The sequence below is a fragment of the Paenibacillus nuruki genome (genome assembly GCF_001721045.1).
Classification (GTDB): domain Bacteria; phylum Bacillota; class Bacilli; order Paenibacillales; family Paenibacillaceae; genus Saccharibacillus; species Saccharibacillus nuruki.
In genome coordinates this window covers 1-3,301 of sequence record NZ_MDER01000050.1, presented here as the reverse complement: position 1 = coordinate 3,301, position 3,301 = coordinate 1, and the positions used below count along the sequence as shown (strand labels likewise).

General features: G+C 52.5%; 2 rRNA genes. Both read right to left on the bottom strand.

The features are described 5' to 3' along the window. Positions 1-99 (bottom strand): 5S ribosomal RNA (gene rrf / locus PTI45_RS14910); the annotation flags it as partial. A gap of 64 nt (positions 100-163) precedes the next feature. Then, positions 164-3,087: ribosomal RNA gene (locus PTI45_RS14905) — 23S ribosomal RNA — on the bottom strand. Between the last annotated feature and the right edge of the window lie 214 nt (positions 3,088-3,301).

The window sequence follows — 3,301 nt, the reverse complement described above, 5'->3', positions numbered from 1 at the left end:
CTCCCAGGACCCTGCGGTCCAAGTACCATCGGCGCTGGAGGGCTTAACGGTCGTGTTCGGGATGGGTACGTGTGGAACCCCTCCGCCATCATTACCAAACAGTCAGGCTAATGTTGCTCCCTGAAAACTGAATCCGAAAACTGAAACACCGCGTTTGTAGATTTTGGATAAGCCCTCGACCGATTAGTATTGGTCAGCTCCATGCCTTGCGGCACTTCCACCCCCAACCTATCAACCTCGTCGTCTACAAGGGGTCTTACATACTGGGAAATCTCATCTTGAGGGGGGCTTCACGCTTAGATGCTTTCAGCGCTTATCCCTTCCGCACGTAGCTACCCAGCGATGCTCCTGGCGGAACAACTGGTACACCAGCGGTGCGTCCATCCCGGTCCTCTCGTACTAAGGACAGCTCCTCTCAAATTTCCTACGCCCACGACAGATAGGGACCGAACTGTCTCACGACGTTCTGAACCCAGCTCGCGTACCGCTTTAATGGGCGAACAGCCCAACCCTTGGGACCTACTTCAGCCCCAGGATGCGATGAGCCGACATCGAGGTGCCAAACCTCCCCGTCGATGTGGACTCTTGGGGGAGATAAGCCTGTTATCCCCAGGGTAGCTTTTATCCGTTGAGCGATGGCCCTTCCATGCGGTACCACCGGATCACTAAGCCCGACTTTCGTCCCTGCTCGACGTGTCTGTCTCGCAGTCAAGCTCCCTTATGCCTTTACACTCTTCGAATGATTTCCAACCATTCTGAGGGAACCTTAGGGCGCCTCCGTTACACTTTAGGAGGCGACCGCCCCAGTCAAACTGCCCACCTGACACGGTCCCTGTACCGGATCACGGTACGAGGTTAGAACTCAAATGCGATCAGGGTGGTATCCCAACGGCGCCTCAACCGAAGCTTGCGCTCCGGTTTCTACGGCTCCCACCTATCCTGTACAAATCGCACCCCAGTTCAATATCAAGTTGCAGTAAAGCTCCATGGGGTCTTTCCGTCTTGTCGCGGGTAACCTGCATCTTCACAGGTATTAAAATTTCACCGGATCTCTCGTTGAGACAGCGCCCAAATCGTTACGCCATTCGTGCGGGTCAGAATTTACCTGACAAGGAATTTCGCTACCTTAGGACCGTTATAGTTACGGCCGCCGTTTACTGGGGCTTCGGTTCATAGCTTCGCTTGCGCTAACCACTCCCCTTAACCTTCCAGCACCGGGCAGGCGTCAGCCCGTATACTTCGCCTTGCGGCTTCGCACAGACCTGTGTTTTTGCTAAACAGTCGCTTGGGCCTTTTCACTGCGGCCCCCTCGTGCTATTCACACTACCGGGGCACCCCTTCTCCCGAAGTTACGGGGTCATTTTGCCGAGTTCCTTAACGAGAGTTCTTCCGCGCGCCTTAGAATTCTCTTCTCACCCACCTGTGTCGGTTTACGGTACGGGCACCTGCTTCCTGGCTAGAGACTTTTCTTGGCAGTGTGAAATCATGACCTTCGCTACTACAATTTTCGCTCCTCATCACAGCCTGGCCTTGCGGTATGCGGATTTGCCTACATACCAGCCTCACTGCTTGAACGGACATCCATCAGTCCGCGTCACTATCCTCCTGCGTCATCCCATTGCTCATAACGGCTTTCGGTGGTACAGGAATTTCAACCTGTTGTCCGTCGACTACGCCTTTCGGCCTCGCCTTAGGTCCCGACTTACCCTGAGAGGACGAGCCTTCCTCAGGAATCCTTGGGTTTTCGGCGGATCAGATTCTCACTGATCTTTTCGTTACTCATACCGGCATTCTCACTTGAATGAGGTCCAGCGCTCCTTGCGGTACACCTTCAATCTTCATTCAACGCTCCCCTACCCCTGATACTAATGTATCAAGCCATAGCTTCGGTGGTGTGTTTAGCCCCGTTACATTTTCGGCGCAAAGTCACTCGACCAGTGAGCTATTACGCACTCTTTCAATGGTGGCTGCTTCTAAGCCAACATCCTGGTTGTCTGTGCAACTTCACATCCTTTCCCACTTAACACACACTTGGGGACCTTAGCTGATGGTCTGGGCTGTTTCCCTTTCGACAATGGATCTTAGCACTCACTGTCTGACTCCCGGAATAAAGTCTGTGGCATTCGGAGTTTGACTGAACTTGGTAACCCTTGCGGGCCCCGCATCCAATCAGTGCTCTACCTCCACGACTCAACTTCCGAGGCTAGCCCTAAAGCTATTTCGGGGAGAACCAGCTATCTCCAGGTTCGATTGGAATTTCTCCGCTACCCCCACCTCATCCCCGCACTTTTCAACGTGCGTGGGTTCGGGCCTCCAGTACGTGTTACCGTACCTTCACCCTGGACAGGGGTAGATCACCTGGTTTCGGGTCTACGTCCACGTACTTAGTCGCCCTATTCAGACTCGCTTTCGCTGCGGCTCCGGCTTTTCACCTTAACCTTGCACGGGAACGTAACTCGCCGGTTCATTCTACAAAAGGCACGCCATCACCCATTCATAGGGCTCTGACTTTTTGTAAGCACACGGTTTCAGGTTCTATTTCACTCCCCTTCCGGGGTCCTTTTCACCTTTCCCTCACGGTACTGCTTCACTATCGGTCGCTAGGGAGTATTTAGCCTTACCAGATGGTCCTGGCAGATTCATACGGGGTTTCACGTGCCCCGCACTACTCGGGATCCGTCTCGGAGAGAGCATCATTTCATCTACAGGGCTTTCACCTTGTTTCGCGGGCCTTTCCAGACCTCTTCAACTACGATACTCCTTTGTAACTCCAAAGAGACGTCCCACAACCCCAAAAAGCAAGCTTCTTGGTTTGGGCTGTTCCGCGTTCGCTCGCCGCTACTGACGGAATCACTCTTGTTTTCTTTTCCTGAGGGTACTTAGATGTTTCAGTTCCCCTCGTCTGCCTCTGCACACCCTATGTATTCAGGTGTGAGTAACTGGAGATGAATCCAGTTAGGTTTCCCCATTCGGACATCCCCGGATCACAGCTTGCTTACAGCTCCCCGAGGCTTTATCGTTGTTCGCCACGTCCTTCATCGGCTCCTAGCGCCTAGGCATCCACCGTGTGCTCTTAGTAGCTTAACCTAAGTGTTTCTATAAATAGAAACGGTGTATATTATTTCTCGCCTACTGCTGTTTAACACAGTCGTAGAGAAGAAACATTCTAAAACGCGATGTTTCGTTTTCGGTATCCAGTTTTCAAGGATCAACAGTTTGAAAGAGGTTTACTCTTTCAAAACTGAACAACGAGTGAGTGTGTCACCACTTGGGTGACCACAGATCCACCGGAGTGTTCGGT